This is a genomic window from Coprococcus sp. HCN-4056 (genome assembly GCF_037892645.1).
Taxonomy (GTDB): Bacteria; Bacillota; Clostridia; order Lachnospirales; family Lachnospiraceae; genus Coprococcus; species Coprococcus ammoniilyticus.
In genome coordinates, this window is sequence record NZ_JBBKBL010000002.1 from 198894 (window position 1) to 222355 (window position 23462).

A 23462-nucleotide genomic window follows, 5' to 3' on the forward strand; every position below is an offset into this window, starting at 1 on the left:
CTCTCCTCCTAATACTTTTTCTTTTGCAGGTTTATGTTCAAAACGAGTCCGATTCCGGCACTCATACTGACAAGCGAACTTAGTCCGTAACTGATGAACGGGAGCGGCAGTCCTGTATTCGGCAAAAGTGCTGTTGCAACTCCGATGTTGATAAATGTCTGGAATGCAACAAGCGCCCCAATACCTGTCGCAATATACATTCCTTTTTTATCTTTTGCATGCCTGGCAACCCGAATACATTGTAACACTATCAGGCATAAAATTGCAATAATAATAACACTTCCAATGAATCCTAATTCTTCTCCGACCGCCGAAAAAATGAAATCTGTCTGCTGCTCAGAAATCAGATTGGTATCTTTTACGGTAGCTACCGTTGAATTGTTGATTCCTTTTCCGGATAGCTGACCGGAACCGATTGCCATAACTGAATTATCCTGCTGGTCAGACGAAGCACCATATTCACTTCCGTATATATGTCCCAGAATACGATTAATCTGATAAGTTTTCAAAAACTGAGGCAGATTATCCTGCTGAATATACCAGATAAATCCTCCAAATGCGGGAACCAGGACCAGAATCATGATACCGATCAGCTTCAGACTCAGCCCTCCGACAAATATGATGATAAAAAGCGTTGCCATAACACAGATTGAGGTTGAAAGGTCTGGTTCGGCCACAATCAGTCCAACAGGAACAGCCAAAAATACTGCAAGCTTTGCAAGTACTTTTGGCATGTTAAGATTTTCATAATTTTTTTCCAGAAATACAGCCGTACACAGGATCAGAATGATTTTTGCAAATTCTGATGGCTGAATGGTGAACGAATCTGATATATAAAACCATCGATGAACTCCTGTATCTCCGCCACCGGAACCTGCGACAAGAACCAGCAACAACAGGCCGATATTGATGACATAGAGTACCATATAATATTTGCAAATAAAATCATAATCGATCAGTGATACAACGATCATACCGATGATACATGCACTGACACCGATCAATTGTTTCGTCAGGAAGTCCGGACGAACGCTGCAGATCGTAATGCTTCCCATGATCATGGCTGCGATCACGAACAGGATCAGCTTAAAATTATAATTGATCAGTCTGTACTTTTTCTCCGTTGATATGTCCATCTGTTTGAAGTGTTTCATCTTTTTCTTTTTCCTTTTTCATATGTATTCCTTTAACCGGGATCTTGGCGATCAGGAAGGATTCTGAAAGCTGTACGGTTGTATTTGGCGAATCAATATTAACATAATTAGAAACGCATTTACACAGATCATCCCGGATCCTTGTGATGACATCTGGCGTACATCCAATCCGGTCGGCCATCAGGATATATTTTAAACGTTCTCTGGCATAATGACCAGAATTATAACTTACAACATTGTTGATTACCTTGATATCTTTCATTCCTACCACTCACCCCTTTTATGCATGTTTTTTTCGAAATAACCGTTTGAAAGGGTTTCGCCGGATCGATGTATTGTAATCAGTCAAGGGAATACTGTCACCAAGAATCCGTTTACAGATATCGATATAGGCATTGCCGGATGTTGTATTGCTTCCAGCAAGTGGTTCTCCTTTATTTGTTGATATAACGATCTGTTCATCATCCGGTATTACACCCAGAAGGTTGACGGCTAGAATATCAACAACATCATCGACAGACATCATGTCACCTTTTTTTACCATATCATATCGTACCCGGTTGATGATAAGGTCAATCGACGTAATCTCATTTGCTTCTAACAGCCCGATAACACGGTCTGCATCCCGGATCGCAGATACCTCTGGTGTTGTAACAACAATTGCCCTGTCTGCGGCTGCAATAGCATTTTTAAATCCCTGTTCGATTCCGGCAGGACAATCAATGATTATATAATCAAAATCCGAACGCATTTCATCGATCAATTTTATGATCTGTTCCGGAGAAACAGCGGTTTTGTCCCTGGTCTGTGCACATGGCAATAGAAAAAGCTCCGGATTGTTCCTGTCTTTTATCAATGCCTGCTTATAGCGGCAGTTTCCTTCTACTACATCAACCAGATTATAAACAATACGGTTTTCCAGTCCGAGGACGATATCCAGATTTCGCAGTCCGATATCCGTATCGATCATGACCACTCTTTTTTTCAGACCTGCAAGACCTGTGCCGATATTGGCTGAAGTTGTGGTTTTACCAACGCCTCCCTTTCCTGATGTAACAACAATTACTTCACTCATAAAACACCTCCGTAAATTATCTTTTCATACTGATTTTTAGAATTTTTATCTTATAGTGAAGCTTGCGACAGCGGCTGAAAGATCAGTTGGTCATTTTCACAGTATGCTATCACTGCATCCTTTGTATTTAATTTATCATGGAACTGTCGTTTTGCTGCATAGCTGACAGTTCCGATCTTTATATGAACCGGTTCCATGGTAAGAGCCAGTACAAAGCGTTTTTTCTGCAAATCTTTTCCGGCGACTGCACTTCCATGCAAGCTGCCGAGGATAATGATATTTCCACCGGAAATAACTTTTGCTCTTTTTTCAACATTACCAATTATTATAATACTTTTTTTTACTTCAAGTGTTTGACCACTCCGAATGTTTCCGTAAAAAAACAGGTTGTTATCTCCTGAAGATGAAACATTCTGACCTGCGGTATCATCTGGTGATACTTTTTTATTTGAAGCGGCCGTATCTGTAGCAGGAGCTTCATGTCTAATAACATGATCCACATGTGCTGTATGTCCGACAGCGGCGGGCTGCCGGTGTTTTGACCTGTGCGGAGGAATATCAATCTGATTGCAGAGATCCTCTGTTCTCCCTTTATCAGGAATATCGCAAATAAATTCCACCTCAGTCTCCGGCAGATGATTTAATGCAAACAGAATCTGCGCAATCTCCTCTCGGCTCAACTCCCGTCCTTCAAAAGAAACAGAAATTTTTCCTTCTTTTTTTAAAAATGCATTTTGGTGCTGTAATTTTTCTTTTATATCCACCAGGAGCTGCTCCAATGGATCATCATTATGAAATATAATTCTGATCCCGTGGCTGTTCGCCTTAATAATAACGTCGGTATCCATGTTTCTTACCTCGTTTTCATAAATATAACTGTTCAAAAATGAATTTATCCGACGTATCTTATCTTTTAATCTGAAAGTGCGTTGTTACCGGTGATCGTTGTATTTTCAAGTACATCCGGATCGTATAAATAGGCATATACAAGTCCGGTCAATTCGACTGCATTACCGGAAGAATATCCGAACGGGATTACACTTGTAACCGTAACTTCAGGATTTTCATATGGTGCAAATGATACAAATAACGCATGGTTCGGTCTGGCATCACTCTGCTGGGCCGTACCTGTTTTGCCGGCTACTGCAACATTGATCTGATTAATCAAAGCACTGCTGCTCGTATGGACGGAAACAACCTGACGCATGCCCTGTCTGACAACATTCCATTGCTCGGCAGGAAAATCGAGCTGGTTGTGAACCTTGTGCTCATTTTTATATACAACATTACCGTTAATATCCTTGATCTCTGAAACAAGACTCAGGTCATAGCATGTACCGCTGTTTGCTAGTGTTGTAACATATCGGGCAAGCTGTGTTGCTGTAAAGTTATTTGTACCTTGTCCAATCGCAGTACGGATTGCATCCGCATCTGATATCTGCGGTTTACTTTCCGGCAGTTCAATGCCGGAGGTGCTGTCAAATCCAAACATACCTGCATATTTCTGAAGCCGTTCTACACCAGTGATATCGCTATAGGTTCCGGTATCTTGTGTTGCCATACGGTAACCCAGTTCATAGAAGAAATAGTTACAGGATTCTTCGATTGCCTTAGATATACCGATCGTTCCATGTGCTGATGGATAAATCCAGCATTTCGCAGGTGTTTCTGTTTTATCAAAATATCCTTTGGTCTGGATCACGTCATTGATACCGATTGCGCCTTCATTCATTGCTGCAAATGCAGTTATCATCTTGAAGGTGGATCCGGGAGCTGTCTGCTGCATCGTTGCTCTGCTGTACATTGGTGTTGTCTTGTCCGACGTAATCTTTGCATAATAATCTGCATCAATGGAATTTGTGAGCTGATTATTATCATAACTTGGATAACTTGTCATTGCTTTTACAGCTCCGGAATTTGGATCAGTCACAACGATCGAGCCGGAACATGGATCCAGTGCCAGCATGGCAGGAGTTATCTCATATTGTTCTATTTTTTTACACATAAAGTCAAAGCTGTTGATGGATCCTGCCTTATAATCGGAATAGTCCTCATCTGTTGCCATATTTAAGATACCCTGGTCATATAACAGATTAATAACCTGACTTCCTGTAAGTTCTCCTGATATTATCATATATTTGAAAACAAGTTTGTCGAAACTGGTATTATTTTCAAATTCTTTTAAAATATATTCCGTCAGCACATTGTAGATTTCATCTGTATCATAATAGTCACTTTTCGTTGAAATACAGGAAATGTCGATTGCGCCTTGGCTGATCGCATATTTCAGATACTCACACAGCGAAATATTATTATTGATATAAGATACATAGGTATCATCTGTTTTTGATATCTTGCTTGGACTGTAAATGCCTGCATCACTTAATTGTTCGCAGATAAATTCCATATAATCCTGATACTGGTCTGTCAGATTATATAATGGTATATGACTTGAATTCAGGATATCATCCAGTCTTCCAAGTGTATAGCTTTTGGAACTCTGAAATATATCATTTACTGAACGCTCAAGATCTGTGGCATCCTTTGCTGCCAGATCGTCAATGCTGATAATGTTATTATCAAATAATGCAAAATAAACGTCAGTGATCGGGATATCATCTTTGTCATTTGATGTTGTTACATTTTTAATATGTGCAAGCAGGATGGAAGTAATTTCCTTTTCCAGAGCATTATAACAGTATTTTTGAAGATCCGAGTCGATCGTCAGATAAATGTCATTTCCTGCTACAGAATCCTGCGAATCAATAACCTCGATCACCTTCCCCAGATTATCTACATACATTTTCTGATATCCGTCTTTACCACGCAGATAAGATTCAAATTCACTTTCCAACCCGGCCTTTCCGATCATGTCATCAGCCGTATATTTTTCGGAATCATCCAGATTCTCGTTATATTTGTCCATCTCTTCATTTGAGATATTTCCGATATATCCGATAATATGTGCGTAATAAATAGCATCATTATAGACACGGTGGGATTCTACGTTTACTTCCATGCCTGGCAGTTCATTTGAATTTTCTTTGATCGTTGCATAGCTTTCCTCGCTGATACCATCCGCAAGCTGGACAGACATGTATTGCTGGTAACGGTTCAGCCAGATCTCATACCGGACGGCAAGAATCTTTAATGCTGCTTCATCCGAATAAGTATCTGAAATATTGAAGAGATCCTTTCCTCTCATATAACGGAATACATCTTCTGCTGTTGAGGATGCCTGCTGATCTGTCAATTTATCGACAGAGCTGGCACTGTATACATTCATAAGAAAAGTATTCAATGATGTTCCTGATACTGTAAACTCAAATCCTTTTCCTGTCAGCTTGATCGGCAGACTGACTGATATTTTATCTCCATTCTGCTCCAGAATCAGGATCGTTTTATATACTATATCATTTCGCAGTTCGTTGGATGTTGTTCCCTGTGCAGCAGCAATCTCTGACAGATCGGTAGCACTGTTATATGACAATGTATAGGAAGCTTCATTATAAGCAATCAGTTTTCCGTTACAATCGTATATATTTCCACGGGTTGCTTTCACCGAGACTGTTTTCACTGATTTATAGGTAAAGCTTTCCTGATACTTTTTTCCGTTTACGATCTGTAGATCAAACAGACGGTAAACCAGTACACCAAAGAGAACCAGAACGATCAATGTCACAACAAACAACCGGTGTTTTACATGTTCTACAATATTTTCTTTTATCAGATTCAAAAATTCTTTTATCATTGTATTTTCCTTCCAGTTCTTATTCGTTTGCTTTTTCCAGACGCTTTAGTGTCTTGTTCACAAATACAAAAAACTTGAATGTAAAGAGTGTGATCAATGCTGTATAGATCATTTCTGGAAGAATGATATCCTTCAGATAGATTGAAAATTCCAGCCTGTTCCGCAACAAGAAAAAGATAATATATGTTGCAAAATTAAAAAACAGATCGTCAATCAGAATGATCAGCATTGGTAAAAGAACATCTTCCACCAGATATAAACGGTGGAAAAATCCATTGCAATATCCAAGAATCATATAAAGGATCATAAACGGTCCGATCGCATATCCAAAATACAGATCATACAGAAAACCGCAGAAAAAACCAACCAGCATTCCTTCTTTTCTACCGCGCATAAGACCAAAAGAAACTGTCAGTATCAGCATCAGATCCGGTGCTGTTCCGGCAATTTCTATATAGGGAAATAATGCCGTCTGTAATACAAAACATATAATGATCAAAATTCCTAATGTAAATACTCGTTTCAATTCTGTTTCAACCTTCTTCTACCATTTAGTTCTATCAATTGTTTTTAATCTGTAACATTTTTCTTTGTTTGGCGGATCACCAGAACCTCTTCAATATTAGAAAAATCAGCAGCCGGCGTAATATACGCTGTCTTGGTCAGATTGTTGGAATCATTTTCTATCTTTGCAATATAGCCTATATTGATTCCAGAAAGATATTTGCTCGAAACATGTGAGGTCACAACCTGATCTCCTTCTGATATATCTGCATCTTTATCTATATTTTCCGCAAGCAGGTAGCCGTCTGCATAATTTGTCAGGCTTCCGGATACATTACAGATTGCCTGAGCCGGCAGGATTGTTGCATTTACATTTGTTGTATCATCGATGATCGAACGGACCTTTGCATAATCCGCTCCAATCTCTGTGATAATTCCGCACAGACCATTTCCATATAATACATTACAACCAATAGACAGTCCATCATCGGTTCCTTTGTCAATATAAAAGACATCAAACCAGTTTCCGGTATCCTTAGATATCACTCTTGCTCCTGTTTTATCGTAATCAGTATACTGTGCATCCAACTCATACAGTTTCTGCAGCCGGTCCAGCTCATAAGAGTTCTGTTCATATTGGGCAAGTGTGGATCTATAGGTATCCAGTTGTTCCTTTAACTGATCGTTTTCCGCCACAATATCTTCGTAATTTTTCAGTGCTTCTACCTTAGATTCTACCCAGCTTCCTACTGTATTTACTCCTTTTTGCATTGGAAGAATAAACGTGTTTGTTGCTTTACGGACTGACGGCATTATACTGTCAAAAAACAGTGATGCGATCATTAAAACTACACATACTATCGTTAATGCAAGCAAAAAATATTTTGGAGTTATTTCTATTCTTTTTCTATTACGACGTCTCATTCAACATTCCTCTTTCTGCCAGACTGACAAAACAATTATTCCCTATAATAATATGATCAGATAACAGGATTCCAAGCATTCTGCCTGCTTCTGCTACTCTCTTTGTCAAGCAGATATCCTGTCTGCTTGGTTCCGGATTCCCGGATGGATGATTATGCAGCAAAACAACATATGCTGCGTGATAGCTTAAGGCATCTATAAAGATATCCCTTGGAGATATAACTGCATGATCGATCGTTCCCTCTGATATACAGTTCTCTCCCAACAAACAATGTCTGGAATCAAACAGCAGGCTGTAAACCCGCTCTTTATCCAGATATTTGGTACGTTCCATAAAATAATCTGCTATACTCTGCGGATTGCCAAATGTCAGAAATGGTTTATATTCCGCTTCCGCTATCCGTCTTGATAATTCACCGATACATTGCATCTGGATCGCTTTTACATATCCGATCCCATCAATCGACATCAGTTCTTCCAATGTCAGATGCTTCAGTCCGACTAAGCCTTTATGAACCGAATGACGGTTCAGAATACGCTGGGCTGTAACCAGTGCATTTTCTTTTCGGCTTCCGCTTCGAAGTATAACTGCAAGCAGTTCAGCATCATTCAAAGCGGATGGACCACTTTGCTGACATTTTTCATATGGCCGCTCTGTAACAGCCATATCCCGCATTGTAAAATTAGAATTCATATGTCCTCCTTTTCTCTCCGCCTCTCCAATGCCTGAAAGAAAGGTGACATTCGAACTAAATCTACCACACTATAAGGTTATTTTCTACCATTTTTTGCAATGTCATTACAATTCCAAATTTTGCATGCTGATAGGTAAGTCCTCCCTGAAAATATACAGCATACGGTTCTCTCATAGGGGCATCCGCACTAAGTTCAATTGAAGAACCGGATACAAATGCACCGGCCGCCATGATAACAGGAGAATCATATCCCGGCATATCCCATGGTACAGGCTTTACATAACTGTCAACAGGTGCAGCCGCCTGAATCCCTTCACAGAAAGCAACCACACGTTCCGGTGTCTGAAGTTCAACTGCCTGTATGATATCAAAACGATCCTCTGTCTTATTCGGGACTGTCTTAAAACCAAGATTTTCATATACATTTGCAGCAAAAATCGCACCCTTTAAAGCACTTGCCGTAACCGATGGAGCCATGAATAAGCCCTGTGCAAAAGCCTTTGTATTATTTAAAGATGCACCAACCTCTTTGCCAAGTCCCGGTGTCGTAAGACGGTATGCGGCATTTTCCACATATTCCTTCTTACCACAGATATAACCACCGATCGGAGCCAGTCCGCCACCTGGATTCTTGATCAGGGAACCTGCGATCAGATCTGCGCCATAGTCTGTTGGTTCTTTATCCTGAACAAATTCACCATAACAGTTATCTACCATACAGATGATGTCCGGACGGATACTCTTTACAAATGTGATCACTTCTCCGATCTTCTCACAGGATAAAGTCGGACGTACGGCATAACCCTTGGAACGCTGGATCTCCACAAGCTTTGTGTGTTCATTGATCGCATTTCGGATTCCTTCAAAATCAAACTCTCCTTCCGGTGTCAGATCTACCTGGGCGTATGTAACACCATATTCTGCCAAAGAACCCGGTGAAGGGCGAAGTCCGATGATCTCATCCATCGTATCATATGGTTTTCCTGAGATTGCAAGCAGTTCATCTCCCGGTCTTAAGTTACCAAATAACGCCGTACAGATCGCATGTGTTCCACAGGTGATCTGAGAACGGACCAGCGCATCTTCCGTATGGAATACATCTGCATAGATCCGTTCGAGTGCATCTCGTCCGTCATCGGTATAACCATATCCGGAGGAACCTGCAAAATGCGCTTCCGCCAGACGATTATCCTGCATGGCTTTGATGACCTTCATCTGGTTGATCTCACAGATGGCATCGATCGCTGCAAAACGGTCCTTTAAGCTGTCTTCAATCTTCTGACAGTAATCAAATACCCGTTCATCAATGTGTAAGGATGTATAATAATCTTTTAATAATGTGTTCATTTTATCTGCTCCATTTTATTTTATGAAATAATTCCCTTTGACCGCAACTGTTCAAGCATGAAATCCATAATGGTATCTTCTGATGTGAATTCACTCTTATCCACCCAGGTGACTTCTTTTTCCCTCTTAAACCATGTGATCTGACGCTTGGCGAAATGTCTGGTATCACGTTTTAAGATATATAGGGCTTCATCTAAAGATGTTACACCATCCAGATAATCGAGGATCTCTTTATATCCAAGCCCCTGCATGGATATCAGATCTTTTGTATATCCCTGATCCTTTAATGCCTTTACCTCTTCGATCAATCCCTGTTCTACCATGATGTCAATTCGCCTGTCTATTCTATCATATAATTTTGATCTTGCATCATTTAACACAAAATATTCAAAATTATATGGAGAAATCCGTTTGGATTCTTTCTCGTTATGTTTGGAGATCGGGATTCCTGTCTCTTTATAGAATTCCAATGCCCGGATCACACGTTTACGATTGTTATAATGAATGGCTGCGGCTGACGCCGGATCCACTTTTTCAAGCATCTGATGAAGGTAGAGATTTCCATGTTTTTCCGCAAGCTGTTCCAGATAAGTACGGTAGCTTTTATCATCGTCATTTTCATCGAAATGAATATCGTATAAAACTGCCTGAATATAAAAGCCGGTTCCGCCGACAATGACAGGTATCCGTCCTCTGGCATAGATATCATCCATCGCCTTTGTTGCAAGTTCTTTAAATAATACAACATTAAACGGCTCCTTCGGATCTAATACATCGATCAGATGATGGGGAATGCCATCCATTTCCTCCGGCATGATCTTGGCAGTTCCGATATCCATCTTTCGATAGACCTGCATGGAATCTGCAGAAATGATCTCACCGTTTATTCTTTTTGCAAGACCGATCGACAGATTTGTTTTACCTACGGCTGTCGGTCCGGTTAATATAACAAGAGGCTTCATTTGCTGCTCCGTTTCTATATAAGTTTAATTACTAAACAATTCGTTTGAATTTCTTTTCTAGTTCTGTCTCTGTCATGGAGATCAGGGTTGGTCTGCCATGCGGACAGGTATATGGATTTTCAAGCTTCATCAACTGGTCGATCAGGATGTCTGCTTCCTTAAAGCTAATGGAAGTATTCCCCTTTATCGCAGCTTTACACGCCATTGTGGAAAGTTTACTGATAAATGTATCAATCGTCTGCTTCTGTCCGTTTTCGGATAACTCTCCGATAAATTCCAGAAATAATTCTCTGCCGTCTAATCCGAACAGATTTGCCGGAACGGCTGACAGCTTGTATTCTTTTCCACCGAAACCTTCGATCTGAAATCCCAGATTCTGGAAAAATTCCAGATTTTCCCGTAAGAACTCTGATTCTGTTCCGCTCAAGGATACGATCGCAGGTGGCATCAGATACTGAGGAATGGCAGTCTTATTCTTATAGTTTGCCATTAATTCCTCAAATTTTACCTTTTCATGTGCGGCATGCTGATCCATGATAAAGAACTTATCTTCGTACTCGATCAGCCAGTATGTCTTAAATAACTGCCCGATGATCCGGTGCTTTTTCTTAGCTTCCGGTGTCAGAAATTTATCTTCAAACATATCCATCTGCTCGTATTTAATCTTAGCTTCCGATGTGATCGGTTCCTGTTTCTTCTGTTCTGATGTTTCGTTAGTCTGTACACTCGCTTCAGCAGAATTTAATGCTGTCTTTGCCGGTTGTGTCAAATACGGAACAATATTTTCAGCAACCATATTATTTGTGATATTTTTACCAGACTGATTATCTTCTTTCAAATATTGGATTTCAACCGGCGAGCTGCTTCTGTTTTCCATCGTAACAGATGGTGTCGACGTTGGTTGAGCAGATATACCTGAATTTGCCGGTTGCATTGGCATGCTTGGCTTTTTCTGCTGCGCTGGCCTTGTCGGCTGCGGAGGAAGCTCTGTGGCCCTCCGGTTTGTTTCGAATGGCTCCGGGCGCTTCTCCACCTTTCGTTCTGCCAGTGTCTCCGGTCGTTTATCCTTTCCCGGTGTAACAGTCGGGATAAGTTCTTTAAATAACAGCGCCTTTCTGACACTTATATAAGTAAAATCATACATATCCGGTTCATTTATGAACTTCAATTCCCGTTTTGCAGGATGGATATTTACATCGATCAGAGATGGATCAATCTCAAAATTGATAACTGTAAATGGAAATTTATGAACCATAACAAAGGTACGATATGCATCTTCGATTGCCTTTGTTAATATATTGCTCTTTATATACCTTTGGTTTACATAATAATCTTCAAATGAACGGTTACCTCTGGATATACTCGGTTTTGCAAGATATCCTGTGATCTTTACCTGATCATTTGCTGCATGGATTTCCAGAAGGTTATTCGTAATATCTCTACCATATATATGATAGATGATCTCTTTTAGTCTGCCGTTGCCGGATGTAAATAGCTTATCTGTTCCATTCATAATAAACTTAAATGAAACATCCGGATGTGACATTGCCATACGACAGACAAGATCGTAGATATACGAGCCCTCTGTTGCAGGCGCCTTCATGAATTTCTTTCTGGCAGGTGTATTATAAAACAGATTTCTTACAACAATCGTTGTACCAAGCGGTGCGCCGATTTCCTCATTTGAGATCTCTTTTCCGCCGTGGATCTGGTATCTGGTTCCGGTAAGCGCATCTTCCTGCTTGGTGATCAGCTCTACCTGGGCAACTGCGGCTATACTAGATAACGCCTCGCCACGGAAGCCTAAGGATGCGATCTTTAACAGATCATCCGCCGTCTGAAGCTTACTGGTTGCATGACGAAGGAAGGCAACCGGAACTTCCTCCTTTGAGATACCACATCCATTGTCTGTGATACGGATAAAGCTCATACCGCCTTCTTTGATCTCGATGGTGATCGCAGTTGCACCCGCATCGATGGAATTCTCCACTAATTCTTTTATAACCGAGCCGGGACGTTCGATCACTTCACCGGCTGCGATCTTATCAATTGTATATTGATCCAGTAATTTTATCATAGGTTCTCCTTAACGGATTCGCTCCTGTAATTCATTCAGATATAACAATGCTTTCATCGGTGTCATGTTGGACAGATCTGCATTCTTGATCTCCTCCAGAATGGCACTCTCTTCCGGATTTGCCAGAAATGACATCTGGGTATCGGAAGCACTTTTATGAAAATCATTTGTTATCTTGATATCTTTTAATTTCGTCGTTATATCCGTATCGATAAGCTGGTTGCAGATCTCATTTGCACGATTGATCACGATATCCGGTACTCCGGCAAGCTTGGCTACCTGAATACCATAGCTTCGATCCGCTCCGCCTTTTACGATCTTTCGTAAGAATACGATATCATCACCGTCTTCTTTTACTGCTATACAGTAGTTGTTTACAGAGGATAACTTACCCTCTAATTCTGTCAGTTCATGATAGTGGGTGGCAAATAACGTTTTTGCTCCAAGCAGTTCACTGTTACTAATATATTCCACAACTGCCCATGCAATACTAAGTCCGTCATATGTACTGGTTCCTCGTCCGATCTCATCTAAGATCAGCAGACTGTTCTTCGTGGCATTTCGAAGAATATTTGCGACCTCACTCATCTCTACCATGAAAGTGCTTTGACCGCTTGCAAGATCATCGGATGCCCCTACTCTGGTGAAGATACGGTCACAGATACCGATATTTGCTGAAGCAGCAGGAACAAAGCTTCCGATCTGCGCCATTAAAACGATCAGTGCCGTCTGACGCATATAGGTGGATTTACCAGCCATATTCGGTCCGGTTATGATCGATATCCGGCTCTCAAAATTATTCAGATAGGTGTCATTTGATATGAACATACCGTTGTTCATCATCTTCTCAACGACAGGATGGCGACCTTCTTTGATATCAATTACACCATCTTCGTTAATCTCTGGACGAACAAACTGATTGGCAGATGCCACATATGACAGCGAACAGAGACAGTCTAATAAAGCGATCTGTCTTGCTGTATTCTGCACACGCAGGATCTCACCCGCAATCTTATCTCTGAGCGCAACATAGGTTTCATATTCCAGTGCATATAATTTATCTTCAGAACCAAGAATCGAACTTGCAAGATTGTCCAATTCTTCTGTTGTATATCGTTCTGAATTTGCAAGTGTCTGTTTTCTTATAAAATATTCAGGTACCAGATCCTTATAGGAATTAGTCACCTCAAAATAATAGCCAAATACTTTATTGAACTTGATGCGAAGATTCTTTATTCCTGTCTTCTGCTTTTCCCGTTCCTCCAATTCTGCAAGCCATGTCTTGCCATCTGTCTTTGCTGATTTTAAAGTATCGATTTCTTCCAGATAACCATCCTTGAAAATACCGCCTTCTCGAATCAGTATCGGAGGATCGTCGTTGATTGAACGCTCTAACAGGTCATAAATATCCTGTAATTCATCCATTTTCTCATAAATATCTGCAAGAAGCCCATCCGGATAGATCTGTAAAAGCTGTCTGATATACGGCAGATATGAAAGGGATGTCTTAAATGCGATCATATCGCGTGGATTTGCGGATCGTAGGGAAATCCTTGTCATCAGTCGTTCCAGATCATAGATCGGGTTCAGATATTCCCGCATCTCATCACGATTGATCATATCATTATTTAACTGATCTACTGCATCAAGTCTTGCTTCGATATCCTTTTTATATATTAAAGGCTGCTCGATCATGCTTCGAAGCATTCTCGCACCCATTGCTGTCTTGGTTTTATCCAATACCCATAACAAAGAACCTCGTTTCTGTTTGTCACGAAGTGTCTCACAAAGCTCCAGATTTCTTCTGGTTGCGGAATCAAGAATCATGAAATCGTCGATGGAATACAGCACGATATGATTGATATGTGCAAGGAAATTCTTCTGTGTCTCATGCAGATACTGAAGCAGAACTCCGGAGGATAAAATACAGTCAGGGAAATCCTTCAGTCCAAGTCCGTCCATATTATTAACTCCGAACTGCCTCATAATTGCATCTTCACAGAGCATTTGATTGAAATAATGCTCCGGCGCTTCAGAAATGGAAATTTTCATTTTCTCCCTCAGATAAATGAAATCCAGATCACAATTCATGAAAGAATGATTGCCGATGATCTCGGCAGGAGAATATTTGTTGATCTCATCCGTAAGCTTTGATAAGGATGGAACTCTCGCTGTCTTAAACTCACCGGTCGTGATATCTACCAGTGAAATTCCGAATGCACCATCGTTTTCAACAATACTCATCAGATAATTATTTCTTGTTTCATCAAGAATTGCATTTGACATATTGGTACCCGGTGTTACCACCCGGATAACCTCACGTTTAACTATGCCTTTTGCAAGCTTTGGATCTTCAACCTGTTCACAGATCGCTACCTTAAAACCATTCTCGATCAGCTTATTCAGGTAGACATCACAGGCATGATATGGAACGCCGCACATCGGTGCACGTTCCGGCTGTCCGCAGTCCCTTCCGGTCAAAGTGATCTCAAGAACCTTGGATGCGGTCAGGGCATCATCAAAAAACATTTCATAGAAATCACCAAGTCTGTAAAATAATATACAGTCCTTGTACTGATTCTTCACTTCCATATACTGCTGCATCATTGGTGTTAAAGCTGCCACTGTTTTTTACCCCTATTCTATAAATTCGGTTTATACAAGATTTCCCATATAATAAAAGCCTTTACATTCATCCAGCGAAACATCCCGGATCTCGCCGATCATAGACGGATCACCTTTAAAATGTACCAGAATATTATTTGACAGACGACCGGTTAAGAGTGCCTGATTCTGTTCGCTGACGCTTTCAATCAGTACAGGCATGACCTGCCCTTTATAACGGCAGATCTCCTCACCGCTGATCTCTGATACTCGCTTGATCAGGCGATCAAACCGGTTCTGGATCTCTTCCTTTGTTGCATGATCCTCAAATGTTGCTGCCGGTGTTCCGGTACGCTTGGAGTATATAAATGTAAATGCTGTATCAAACCTTACCCGATTCACTACATCCATTGTCTCTAAGAAATCTTCTTCTGTTTCTCCGGGAAAACCGACAATAATATCGGTTGTAAGTGATATTTCAGGAATCCGTCTGCGGATCTTGTCTACTAATTCCAGATAGGATTCCTTTGTATAGCGACGATTCATCTGATTTAATATCCTGGATGAGCCGGATTGCATCGGAAGATGGATGTGACGGCAGATCTTTTCATTTGCCGCGATCACATCGATCAATTCATCGGACAGATCCTTTGGATGGGAGGTCATAAAACGAACACGTTCGATTCCATCAACTTCTGTCACCTTCTGCAATAATTCGGCAAATGTCATCGGTTCTTCTAACGTCTTTCCATAAGAATTCACATTCTGACCAAGGAGCATGATCTCTTTTACACCCTCCTCTGAAAGCCGCTTAACCTCTCTTATGATGTCCTCCGGTTGTCTGCTGCGTTCTCTGCCTCTAACATATGGCACGATACAATATGTACAGAAATTATTACATCCGAACATAATATTGACACCGGACTTAAATGGGAATTCTTTCTTAACCGGAAGATCTTCCACAACAAGATTGGTATCCTTCCAGATATCCACTACCTGTCCGCCGGCTTCGATACGGTTGCAGTAGATTTCAGCCAGTTTAAATACATTATGCGTGCCAAATACCATATCTACAAATCGATATTTCTTTTGAATTGTAGCTACAACATCCGGTTCCTGCATCATACATCCGCAAAGCCCGATCATCTTATCTGGATGTGTCTCTTTGTCATGTTTCATGATTCCAAGATGTCCGTAGACTTTTCGATTCGCATTCTCACGGACTGTGCAGGTATTATATATAACAAGGTCTGCATCCTCAGAATCACTGCTTGTATATCCGATTTCTTCCAGAATACCGGTCAGCTTCTCGGAGTCTCTTACATTCATCTGACATCCATAGGTCTGGATCGAACAGGTCAGGTTTCTTCCTGCTTTTTTCGCAAGCTCCCGGTAATACCCCCTTGCTTTTTTTATAAAATAATATTGCCGAAATGGTTCTTCGGTAGGACAAGGTTCTGTTATATCGATTTTATCTATTTTTTTATCTATTTCATTAATCATATTTATTGTTCTCCATAAAGCTGTATATCTCTGACGGAGTCAGAAGCTGATCCGGTCTTTCGTCAAATGATTCGCATGAAATCTCCGGCAACACCTGATAATCATAGGCAAATGCAACCGCGGTAAGTTCCGGATGAAGCTTCATATAACGGTCATAATATCCACCGCCATATCCGATCCGATGTCCGTTTATATCAAATACAATTCCCGGGACGATCAGAATTCCTTCCGTCGGATGAAGCATCTCACAGCCGGCAGGCTCTAAGATGCCATACGCACCTACCTTTAGATCGCTCATTCCATGGATCCGATGAAAATGCATATGATCTCCGTATACCTTTGGCACAGCAACGACTTTGTCATCTGTAAGTGCCTGCTTTATAATCTCGACCGTATCCACTTCATTATCCTGACTGACATAGATCAGCAGATGATTGCAATCTTTATATTCATCTGAATTCAGAAATTGCTTCCTGATCTGCGCTGAAGCAACGGTCACCTGCTCCGGTGTTAAGGCACGTCGCTTTTGTTTATATTGTTTTCTTAGTTCTGCTTTTGTCTGTTCCATCATACTTTTTTTGTTGGATCGATATCTTCCAGCCTGGTAATACTACCATCCGGTTCTTTGATATCAATGTTATTTAATACACTTCTCAGATTCTGTTTCATGGCAAAAATGTATTCCTGTCTGAGATTTTTCTGTTCTTCCTTTTCAGCCGACGTAAGTCCTGCCGGAGTCTTGGATTTCTTATATAATTCATTGATTCTTGCAATCTTTTTTTCGTCCATTCTTATTCACCTGTTCATTTCTGTTATTTCGGAATCGGATACTGCTTCTGTTTGATCAGACCCATCTTATATATGTATATGATACGATGGTACATACTATATCCATTGCTACTGTAGATATTCCTTATGTGTAATGTATCTTACGACATCAAAATTCGGCTCTTTATATGCTTTAAATAAGGTTCCGACAGATTCACCATTTAATGCCCGACCGAGATTTCCTATATCATCTCCTGATAAAATAAGCATATCTGCTCCTGAATTTGCAGCAATCTTCGCCGCAGAAATCTTTGTCGTCATACCACCGGTTCCATATCCGGAGCCGGCGCCCTTTGCCATTGCTTTGATCTTATCGTCGATGCGTTCTACGACAGGGATCAATGTTGCATCCGGATTATTTCTTGGATCGTCCGTGTACAAGCCATCAATATCTGTCAATAATAATAAAAGATCAGCATTGATCATGTTGGCTACGATAGCGGAAAGGGTATCATTATCTCCAAAGTTTATATCCACTTCTTCAATTGCAACTGTATCATTCTCATTAACTACAGGAATAACATCCATTTGTAATAATTCATTAAAAGTATTTACAGCGTTATGTCTTCTTTCCTGAGATGTGATTACATCAAACGTCAGAAGAACCTGAGCTGCGATCTGGTGATATTCATAGAACAGACGCTGGTATACCATCATGAGCTGTCCCTGTCCAACTGCTGCACATGCCTGTCTGAGTGATGTTGTCTTTGGCTTTTTCTGAAGCCCTAACGACTTCGAACCAACACCGATTGCACCGGAGGATACCAATACAACATCCTTATCCTGATTTTTCAGATCGCTGATGATCCGTACCAGTTTTTCAAGTTTTATGTAATCAAGCCCACCCGTCTCCTCATGGATCAATGAAGATGAACCGATCTTGATCACGATTCTTTTTTTATTTTTTAAGTATAAACGATCTTCCATTTTAAATCTGAAACCTCACATTCTCTGATTTCCGGTTGATGCGTCCGGTATCATAAATTTCGACATAACTGCCTCAAAAACTTTTATTCCGTCAACGGCTGCGGATGTTATACCTCCCGCGTAACCTGCACCTTCTCCACATGGATAAATACAAGTATGTGCAGATGTCAGATCTGCATCGCGTAGTATCTTTATCGGCGAAGATGTTCTTGCTTCCACGCCGCTTAATATTGCATCATCATCTGCAAAACCAGATATCACCCGGTCAAATGACAAAACACCATCTATTATAGCATCTCTGATATACTCTGGCAAACAACAATTCAGGTTGGAAAACGTATAAGCCCCCTTTATGCAAGGCTTGATCTTGCCGGCTATTTCAGACATTCTGTTCATTCTAAAATCACCGAAACGTTGTACCGGAACTGCTCCTTTTCCTGCCTGATACGCCTTTTCTTCAAGCTCTCTCTGAAAATACATACCGGCAAGCGGATGATCTCCCGGATAATCTTCCGGCGTAACATTCACAACGATCGCACTGTTTGAATTATCCGCTTTCCGGTCACTGTAGCTCATACCATTGACACATATCCTTCCGGATTCTGAGGATGCATTTACAACGTAACCACCGGGGCACATACAGAAGGAGTAGACCGCCCGTCCGTTTGCTGCCTGATGCACCAGCTTATAATCTGCTGTCGGCAGTAAATCTTCATAATCGGGATGATATCCATATTGTGCTTCATTGATAAAGGTTCTTGGATGTTCGATTCGGAGTCCCATTGCAAACGGCTTCTGTTCCATCGGAATTCCACGCTTATAGAGCATTTCAAAGGTATCTCTTGCACTGTGACCAATCGCAAGTATCACCGCATTGCTTTTTAATTCATATGTTTCTTCCGGTTTCAAAAGCTTCTTTATATGTAAGAGCGTTGTCTCAGGATTTATCACTTCTATATCTGTTACAAGCTGCTCAAATCGCACCTCTCCACCCAGCCTTATAATCTCATTTCTAATATTCTTGACTACAGTCAATAACACATCTGTACCAATATGAGGCTTATTCACATATAGGATTGACGGATCTGCACCAAATTCGACAAATGTCTTAAGAACCGCAGTCCTTCTTCCTGATTTATCCTTAATTACGGTATTCAATTTACCGTCAGAAAATGTTCCGGCCCCTCCTTCACCAAACTGAACATTACAGTTTGGATTTAACGGATGTTCCTTTTTCCAGTATCCATTTACACAGGCTGTTCGTTCATCAACTGCCATACCACGTTCCAGAATGATCGGTCGATAGCCCTCTCTTGCAAGAAAAAGACCTGCAAACAAACCTGCCGGACCGCTTCCGATAATAACCGGTCGATACTGCATCGGCATCGATCCATGCTCCGGGATTTTAAAATCCGTCCCTTTAATTAACATAATATTGTTATTGTGAACTTTTTTTAGGATTTTCTCTTCCTGATCACAGGACACATCTACAGAGGCAACATAATGGATTTGATCCTTCTTCCGGCTGTCAATCGATAATTTAGCCATTTTATAGGATAGAAAGCTATTTATCCTTAAACTTTTCCGGATTGCCTGTTCAATATCTTCGTTTTTGTATCCAATTTTTAACTTAATATTATTAATTCGAATCATAAATACTAAATCCCGCTTTCATCCCAGTTATGACCGCCCACATCAGATTATAGCCGCCGCAGATTCCGTCGGTATCCAAAAGCTCCCCTATCACATATACATGCTCCTGTACAGTAAGCTTCATAGTTTCCGGATCTATAAAACGAGTGTCTGCGCCGCCTCTTGATACCTGTGCATCTTCTGCTCCGGCTGTTGCTGTGACATGAAAGGTCAGTTTCTTTATTTGATCTGCCAGCTTCTGCAGTTCAACATCATTTAGTTCCGATATTCTTTCCTGTTTCCATCTGCATTGTTCTAGTATATAAGTCGCAAGTTTTTCATGTACAAAGCCATTCAGGCACGCCTGAAGCGACCTTTCCGGATTATTTGTCCGGAATTTCCTGAAATGCATATACAGATCAGCTTCATTTATATCTGGTACAAGATCCAGACAAAGGCTAACGCTCTCACCATCCTGCAGCATCTCCCCAGCTGTATGGCTGAGATTAAATATAACAATTCCTGATAATGATTGACCGGTAAACTGGACCTCGCCAAATTCCTGTGCGTGGATTTCGGAAGATGCATCCATTACTGTTACCAGTGCCTTTGAACGAACACCTGCCAACCCAGACATCTTTTCTTTTACCTGAAGCTTACAGAGTGCTGGTTGAAATGGATAATACGGAATACCCAGTTGATCTAACAGACTACAGCCTGCATCTGTACCACCAAGGGCAGGTGCTGCAGCTCCACCACATGCAAGAACTATATTTCTTGCATAATATTGTCCCTGATCCGTCTGAATACAATATGTATGATCGGATTGTTCTTCCAGACCTATAACGATTTCTCCGGTATGAATCTGGATCTGATTTTTCTTCAGACGGTCGTTGAACGCCCAGACGATCGTAGATGCCTGTCTGGACATTGGATAATAATATCCGTGTTCATCGCTGACAGCTACACCAAGCTGTTCCGCAAATTGATTTACAATCTGATAATCCTTTGCTCCGATCACCTTATATGGGAAAAATTCATTTTTACTGTTATAACATTCCAGACAAAAACTGCTGTTTGACAGATTACATCTGCCATTTCCGGTTGCATATAGTTTTTTTCCGATCTTTTTATTTTTCTCAATGATCAGTACAGAACGCTTCCGGGTCTGATCTGCTTTATGCTGAAACTGTTTGTAAATATCTGCATCCGTTGCGCAGATAGCTGCAGTCATACCAGAAGCACCTGCACCTGCTACGATCAAGTCATATATCATTTTTATTTACTCCTTTTAAACCATCCATATTCTAGCATTAACTGGAACATGATTCAAGAAAAGTAAACAATTCTTTCTCTTTTTGAAATTTAATACCATTTATGATCCTGTTTTTTAGAATGTTGTCCAGATCCTTGATCCGGATATCGGTAAATTCATACAAACTGCCATTTGCTGTAAAGACCGCTACATATCCATTTAATTCATTTACCAGAAAACGATACGACTCCGCCGCCACCTGTGTGGAAGCATCTTCGGACGACGATCGTTCTCCGGTTGTCGTTCCATATGTTGGTGTTTTTTCTTCTGATGTTTTTTCTTCTGAAATTGGATCGTATTGAATCTCTTGTCGTTTGCCGGATCGTCCTTTGCCTGTTATTGTTTCTACGGCATATGAATCATCCGAAAAGCTGTCAGTTTTCTGGTATATCGTATAGGAACAGCAAAAAGCAAGCAAAAACAGAATGAGCATCCCACCAAGAATCAATAAAATTTTTTTCACAGATAATCACCTCTTATCATGATTATCTGCACATCCATCAGATCTATGCAAAAAACAGGCTGGTAATTATTAGCTTTTACCTGCCTGTTTTCCTTTTTTCTTATATATTTATTTGTTTATTCCCATGTTACGCTGTCAGCTTTGTCTTTTTCAAATACTGTCACCCATGTTTTTCCAGGATTCAGCTTTAATTCATTGCCGTCCTCTGTATAATACTTTGTGATCGCATTTTCAGATGATTTTTTCCATGTTACAGGAACGATCACTCCATTGGAAGCATAAAGTCCGGTTCCTTCACCAACCAGATCAAGCTGCTGTCTGTCATGATCATCAATGCTTGTATAATGAGCAAACTGGATCAGGACATTTTCATACTTAAGCTGATCACCTGTATTTCCATCTGTCTGTTCTCCGCCATACTGGAATCTGTAGTAGAGGCCATCATCTGCATGATATTCAAACCAAGGTGTTGTGTAATTGCTGATCGGAGTTGTAATCTTTTCTGCCTTTTCGCCGCCAGCAGGAGCTGTGATCTCTTCATTAAATGAGAACACACTCTTGAAACTATCGCTATGCTTTGTTTCATATCCTTTTTGTTCGATGCCGGCTTTGATCTTTTCTGTATCTGTAAATACATTATGTGGTGATACCCTGTCAGATGCTCTGTAGTATGTTACTCCACCTTCCGAACTTAAGCCACTCAGATTATTGATTCCTGAGCTTGAAAGTTTTTCCTCACCCTGTGGGGACTGACCGTAATGCATATAGATTGCATCATATTCCATAGCAACGGTTACATAATATGGACGGCAGCTTCTGATTGATCCAAGTTTTTCAAGATTGGAATAATCGTTAAAAATACCAAGCAGTCTGGTGATTCCACCTTCTACCTTCATCTCATAAACGATATCTGCTTTACCTATATCGCACTGTGGCATAGCGTCAGAAATATTATTTAACATAACTGCGATCGGACGACCGTACTCTTCCGTCCGGTCTGTAACCCATTCGCCAGTCAGGTCGTTATATACGCCCTCATGCTGTACTTCTGTTGTTGCCTCTGTGGTAGCTTCTGTTGTTGCTTCTGTCGTTGTGGTTTCTGTGGTTGCTTCTGTTGATGTCTCTTTCTTACCACATCCCATAACACCAAGTGATAAAACTCCTAATGCTGCTAAAGCAATTGCATATTTAGTTTTCTTCATAATCCCTTGTGTATCCTTTCTCATTAAGTATTTGTTCCTGAAGATCTTCCATCTGTTTGCGCTCTTCTTCATCTATATGATCATAACCAAACAAATGAAGCATACTGTGCGCTACCAGAAATGCCAGTTCTCTGGTGTTCGAGTGATTGTAGCTTTCTGCCTGTTCATATACGCGATCCATGGAAATAATGATATCTCCAAGCATCAGTTCTCCGCTTTCCGGATTGAAATAATCACAGGTATCCCCGTCTACAACACTAAAATCTCCCGGTTCTTTATAATCAATCAGAGGAAATGACAATACATCTGTCGGTGCATCGATATTTCTCTGACAATTATTGATAGTCTGTATGCCCGAATTATCTGTGAGCAATACATAAATCTCACATTCATAAGGACACTTTATAAAATCCAGAGCCTGTCCGATCACTGTTTCGATCACATGTTCATAATCAGGGATCTGGATTTCTCCATATTCATTTTCTACATTTAATGACAT

The 23462-nt window shown here is 40.7% G+C and carries 21 protein-coding genes; all 21 read right to left on the minus strand.

What is annotated here, in order from left to right; translation table 11 throughout:
* Positions 1 to 8: 8 nt before the first annotated feature.
* Entirely contained in the window at positions 9 to 1154 is a 1146-nt protein-coding gene (locus WKT03_RS03400; protein WP_340390913.1) for an FtsW/RodA/SpoVE family cell cycle protein, read from the minus strand.
* On the minus strand, positions 1093 to 1416 hold the full coding sequence (locus tag WKT03_RS03405; protein WP_021943864.1) for a cell division topological specificity factor MinE: 324 nt from the start codon (positions 1414 to 1416) through the stop codon (positions 1093 to 1095). Before WKT03_RS03405 ends, WKT03_RS03400 begins: the two co-directional genes overlap by 62 nt.
* 18 nt (positions 1417 to 1434) lie before the next feature.
* A complete protein-coding gene (minD, locus tag WKT03_RS03410; RefSeq protein ID WP_021943863.1) occupies positions 1435 to 2229 on the minus strand; it encodes a septum site-determining protein MinD in 795 nt (264 codons plus the stop codon).
* Positions 2230 to 2279: 50 nt separating this feature from the next.
* Positions 2280 to 3077, minus strand: a complete 798-nt coding sequence (locus WKT03_RS03415; protein WP_021943862.1) for a septum site-determining protein MinC — start codon at positions 3075 to 3077, stop codon at positions 2280 to 2282.
* 65 nt (positions 3078 to 3142) lie between these two features.
* Positions 3143 to 5980, minus strand: coding sequence for a penicillin-binding transpeptidase domain-containing protein (locus WKT03_RS03420; RefSeq protein ID WP_021943861.1), 2838 nt, complete (start codon positions 5978 to 5980; stop codon positions 3143 to 3145).
* 19 nt (positions 5981 to 5999) lie between these two features.
* Positions 6000 to 6506, minus strand: a complete 507-nt coding sequence (mreD, locus tag WKT03_RS03425) for a rod shape-determining protein MreD (RefSeq protein WP_021943860.1) — start codon at positions 6504 to 6506, stop codon at positions 6000 to 6002.
* A gap of 44 nt (positions 6507 to 6550) precedes the next feature.
* The gene (gene mreC / locus WKT03_RS03430; protein ID WP_021943859.1) at positions 6551 to 7408 is read right to left on the minus strand and encodes a rod shape-determining protein MreC; all 858 of its coding nucleotides are present in this window, start codon (positions 7406 to 7408) and stop codon (positions 6551 to 6553) included.
* Positions 7395 to 8102: a RadC family protein gene (gene radC, locus WKT03_RS03435; RefSeq protein ID WP_021943858.1), complete on the minus strand. Its 708-nt coding sequence runs from the start codon at positions 8100 to 8102 to the stop codon at positions 7395 to 7397. Before radC ends, mreC begins: the two co-directional genes overlap by 14 nt.
* Positions 8103 to 8163: 61 nt before the next feature.
* Positions 8164 to 9450, minus strand: a complete 1287-nt coding sequence (locus WKT03_RS03440) for a methionine gamma-lyase family protein (RefSeq protein ID WP_021943857.1) — start codon at positions 9448 to 9450, stop codon at positions 8164 to 8166.
* A 20-nt stretch (positions 9451 to 9470) separates the two neighbouring features.
* On the minus strand, positions 9471 to 10412 hold the full coding sequence (gene miaA / locus WKT03_RS03445; RefSeq protein ID WP_340390914.1) for a tRNA (adenosine(37)-N6)-dimethylallyltransferase MiaA: 942 nt from the start codon (positions 10410 to 10412) through the stop codon (positions 9471 to 9473).
* Positions 10413 to 10443: 31 nt separating this feature from the next.
* Positions 10444 to 12489: a DNA mismatch repair endonuclease MutL gene (gene mutL / locus WKT03_RS03450; RefSeq protein ID WP_186847537.1), complete on the minus strand. Its 2046-nt coding sequence runs from the start codon at positions 12487 to 12489 to the stop codon at positions 10444 to 10446.
* 9 nt (positions 12490 to 12498) lie between these two features.
* On the minus strand, positions 12499 to 15114 hold the full coding sequence (gene mutS, locus WKT03_RS03455) for a DNA mismatch repair protein MutS (RefSeq protein WP_445293040.1): 2616 nt from the start codon (positions 15112 to 15114) through the stop codon (positions 12499 to 12501).
* Between the two features lie 30 nt (positions 15115 to 15144).
* The gene (gene miaB / locus WKT03_RS03460) at positions 15145 to 16596 is read right to left on the minus strand and encodes a tRNA (N6-isopentenyl adenosine(37)-C2)-methylthiotransferase MiaB (protein WP_340390915.1); all 1452 of its coding nucleotides are present in this window, start codon (positions 16594 to 16596) and stop codon (positions 15145 to 15147) included.
* Positions 16589 to 17167: a 5-formyltetrahydrofolate cyclo-ligase gene (locus tag WKT03_RS03465; protein ID WP_021943852.1), complete on the minus strand. Its 579-nt coding sequence runs from the start codon at positions 17165 to 17167 to the stop codon at positions 16589 to 16591. The genes miaB and WKT03_RS03465 overlap by 8 nt, the downstream gene beginning before the upstream one ends.
* The gene (locus WKT03_RS03470) at positions 17164 to 17385 is read right to left on the minus strand and encodes a DUF896 domain-containing protein (RefSeq protein WP_021943851.1); all 222 of its coding nucleotides are present in this window, start codon (positions 17383 to 17385) and stop codon (positions 17164 to 17166) included. Before WKT03_RS03470 ends, WKT03_RS03465 begins: the two co-directional genes overlap by 4 nt.
* A 108-nt stretch (positions 17386 to 17493) precedes the next feature.
* A complete protein-coding gene (gene proB / locus WKT03_RS03475; protein WP_008400827.1) occupies positions 17494 to 18351 on the minus strand; it encodes a glutamate 5-kinase in 858 nt (285 codons plus the stop codon).
* A gap of 15 nt (positions 18352 to 18366) precedes the next feature.
* A complete protein-coding gene (locus WKT03_RS03480) occupies positions 18367 to 20004 on the minus strand; it encodes an NAD(P)/FAD-dependent oxidoreductase (RefSeq protein WP_021943850.1) in 1638 nt (545 codons plus the stop codon).
* Positions 19991 to 21259, minus strand: coding sequence for an aminoacetone oxidase family FAD-binding enzyme (locus tag WKT03_RS03485; RefSeq protein WP_340390916.1), 1269 nt, complete (start codon positions 21257 to 21259; stop codon positions 19991 to 19993). Before WKT03_RS03485 ends, WKT03_RS03480 begins: the two co-directional genes overlap by 14 nt.
* Before the next feature lie 37 nt (positions 21260 to 21296).
* Complete coding sequence (locus WKT03_RS03490; protein WP_340390917.1) at positions 21297 to 21761, minus strand: hypothetical protein; 465 nt, start codon at positions 21759 to 21761, stop codon at positions 21297 to 21299.
* Between the two features lie 116 nt (positions 21762 to 21877).
* A complete protein-coding gene (locus WKT03_RS03495; protein WP_117784858.1) occupies positions 21878 to 22963 on the minus strand; it encodes a DUF3048 domain-containing protein in 1086 nt (361 codons plus the stop codon).
* Entirely contained in the window at positions 22950 to 23462 is a 513-nt protein-coding gene (gene ybeY, locus WKT03_RS03500) for an rRNA maturation RNase YbeY (protein ID WP_021943846.1), read from the minus strand. Before ybeY ends, WKT03_RS03495 begins: the two co-directional genes overlap by 14 nt.